Annotated in this window: 4 protein-coding genes; 1 reads left to right on the forward strand and 3 read right to left on the reverse strand. The window is 50.3% G+C overall.

Annotated elements, in window-relative coordinates; genetic code table 11:
* On the reverse strand, positions 1-314 hold a 314-nt coding region (locus B9N88_RS32125; protein ID WP_043293838.1), incomplete at its 3' end, for a hemagglutinin repeat-containing protein.
* 410 nt (positions 315-724) lie between these two features.
* On the opposite strand from B9N88_RS32125, the gene B9N88_RS32130 reads away from it, so the two are divergent.
* Complete coding sequence (locus B9N88_RS32130; protein ID WP_027608116.1) at positions 725-982, forward strand: hypothetical protein; 258 nt, start codon at positions 725-727, stop codon at positions 980-982.
* Positions 983-1,189: 207 nt separating this feature from the next.
* Here the strand turns inward: B9N88_RS32130 and B9N88_RS32535 are convergent, their stop codons facing one another.
* Together B9N88_RS32535 and B9N88_RS32620 are read right to left on the reverse strand one after the other, a co-directional pair.
* Positions 1,190-1,765 (reverse strand): hypothetical protein, encoded by a 576-nt coding sequence (locus B9N88_RS32535; protein ID WP_133822175.1) that lies wholly within the window; start codon positions 1,763-1,765, stop codon positions 1,190-1,192.
* A 2-nt stretch (positions 1,766-1,767) separates the two neighbouring features.
* Positions 1,768-2,847: DUF6862 domain-containing protein (locus B9N88_RS32620; RefSeq protein WP_108574926.1), on the reverse strand; the 1,080-nt coding region annotated here is incomplete at its 5' end.

The raw sequence follows: 2,847 nt of genomic DNA on the forward strand, positions 1-2,847 counted from the left end.
GTGGCGCCTTTTTCGGCAGTGACGGCACTGCCGGCCAGCAGCAGGTCTGCACCGGCGACGACGGTGCTGTTCGTCCCCGCGCTGACCAGGCTGCCAACGTTGTTCACCACATCGGTTTCATCCAGGCGGAATTTTTTGCCCTGGGAGGTTTTCTTGGTCTTGCTGTAGAAGCTGTAGTCCTGATTTTCGGCGGCTTTGAGCTCGAGGTTTTTACCGGAGACCAGATACGCCTCGTTGCCGGCATTGACCTGGCTGGCGACCAGTTGCAGGTTCTGCCCGGCGCTCAGGGTGGCGTCGCCGCCGGCCTTGATCACGCTGGAGACTTGCTGGACGTGGTCTTCGATGCTTTTGATTTTTTCGAGTTGTAGGTCGAATGCTGCTCGTTGGCTGCCGCGATGGCGTTGAGGTTGGCGCCGGCTCGCAGGGCGACGTTAGCCTTTTGATGCCTTGCGTGTTTTTACGCTGAGGACTTATAGTCCGCCGGTCGTCCAAAAGGGCGATCGGATTTGGCGATCCGTTGACCGTATGCGAAAGCTTTCTGCTTGCTTGCAGGGGTTTCCGTACCCGCATCGCTGCTTTATGGCAGCTGTGCGCGGGAGACCTTCGGGTCTGCCGGAACTCGGTCCCGGTTCGCCAACCTGCGTACAGCTGTCACCCATTCGTTTGGCGACGATAGGTGACAGCTTTCATTACATCGACCGAGGCTTTACCTATGAATAGATACATGCCGCTTACAGGCCATGACTCAACCATCCCCGCGCTGGTGATCGACACGCAAGCGCCCCTAGATGTTCTCTATGATGCCGCCGCGTATCGCATTCGTGCGGTGACTCAGTTTTTGGAGAACCTCGCGTTTCGGGAAGAGATCAGCAGTGATGCGATTGTGCTTCACGATTTTGCGCTGTTACTGGCAATTCCGCTGCGAGATGGGTGTGATTTGCTGGATGTGATTGGCCGGAAGTTGAACTCAAAAATTTCATAAATAAAATGGGCGGTTATTTTAAAAACCGCCCAGCTTAAAAACTTCCCAGACAAATGAAATAAAAAAGCCAATTGTTAAAGAACGTAACACCTCCAGATTTGCTTCTCCACAAGCATTCAAACAAAAACGTGGCCTGCCCCCTAATGGATAGCGCAATCACAGTTACGACAAACGACACAGTGAAATACTTGCACGTCACTGCACATCTTATTTAGCCTTTATTAATTGCATCCAATAGTTATATGTCTCTCGAAGCCGACCTAATGTCTTTGATCCATCAGCAATAGCGCACGCGAATGCATGAGCAACTCTTACTGGATTGGTAGGCAGCGAGCCAGATGCGGATATAACAGGCTGCCCGTAATCCGCCTGTTTCTTATTACCTTTTAACTGACTCCAGCTCAGTTCAGGGTTATTTCGAACCGCCACTTCACCATAATACATTCCAACTAAAACAGCCAAAGACATTGCCTCTTCGGATAGAACAGGTGTGTTCAAATCAGCCGTGCCGGCAATTGAATCATTTCCTGTTTCGTTAACCGTTGATGACAGTTGCTCTTTATAAATCCGTGAAGCTAACCACTCAGCCACACCATCTAAAGATTCCGGGGAAAAATCCGCGTTCCAGCTTTCATATCCCGGCGTATGCCAAACAGCTTGAATTAACTCATCTAAACAGTAGGGTTTATTAAGCATAAAGAGTTCATAAAAACTATTTAGCTCTTTCGAATTCATAGATGAAAAAAAATCTGTGACTGGCGTATAGGCGGTTGTAAATTCCATAATCAATGCACCTTAATTTTGATTCCCGCGTCGGACAAAGCTTTTTCAAGGGCTGGCGCAGGTCCAACGCGTCCTGTGACGGGGCTCCTATAAAAATTCCATGTTACCCCATTAACCATACCGCGGCTCAGGAGCTCCGTATCCTTCATCACCTGAAGGGCTGTATTGGCGTCGAGTGAAGTGTATCCAACCTTGGACTCATGAGCCAAAGCACCTGGAGCTAGCTGGTCGACGACACGCACGCCTTGGGTCGTTTGGAAGGTAACTTGAGACTGACCACCCAATGGTTTTAGGGCATCCTCCCCGATTTTCCCTGTTGCTCCAATTCCGGCGGACGGATTAGGAGAAACAATTCGCGTCGCTCTATCCTCGGTCAACGTGTAGTAGTTACCATTACCGGCCAGAAACACCTGATTGCCATTGGCGTCCTGCGTTCCGGTAGGTTTGTAAGTCCCACCACCGGGGCCGTTCACGGTTCCATCAATTTCTTGTGTGTAGCCTTTGGGAACATTAAAGCTCGCGTCGTTTGCTGCTGATTTTCCGGTTCCGACAACTTTGGCCTCTCCAGAAATCAAAGTCGATGCAGGCACTTTTGTAGTAGACGTTAACCCTTTTAATCCGTACCCCCCAGCAATCGCCGCCGTGATGGCATGCATCGTCATGACAAAATCATACTGTTGCTCAACTTCCGCCCGCGTTTTCTCAGAACGGCTCGCAAGGTCCGTTATCACGATGTCGTGGAGAATGCTGGCATCGTCTAAGCCACGTAATGCAGCCTCGGCATTTTTTGCATCAGCCGGGTAAAGTTCTTTATAAAGCAGACGGACAGAGACAGGAGCCTCGTATTCCGCAAGAGCCTGACGTGCAGGTTCGATCAAACGACCGCAAGCGGAACTGGACAAATTTCCGGTAGTGCAGGCATCGCGAATCGCTTCATCTCGATCTTTATCGATAACGTTTATATACGCGAGTTCATCTTTTTCTTTGTCAGTGATGGTGCCCAGCATTTGCTTGCGTGAAAGCACAAACTTACGGGTCGCTTCCGGCACGCTGAGATAGTTATTCTCAACCGCATTCCTCCC

This window comes from Pseudomonas sp. LAMO17WK12:I1 (assembly GCF_900177315.1).
Lineage (GTDB): Bacteria > Pseudomonadota > Gammaproteobacteria > Pseudomonadales > Pseudomonadaceae > Aquipseudomonas > Aquipseudomonas marginalis.

Coding starts and splice junctions, on each gene's coding strand:
- B9N88_RS32130 (WP_027608116.1), top strand. CDS start 725: ATGCCGCTTACAGGCCATGACTCAACCATCCCCGCGCTGGTGATCGAC.
- B9N88_RS32535 (WP_133822175.1), bottom strand. CDS start 1,765: ATGGAATTTACAACCGCCTATACGCCAGTCACAGATTTTTTTTCATCT.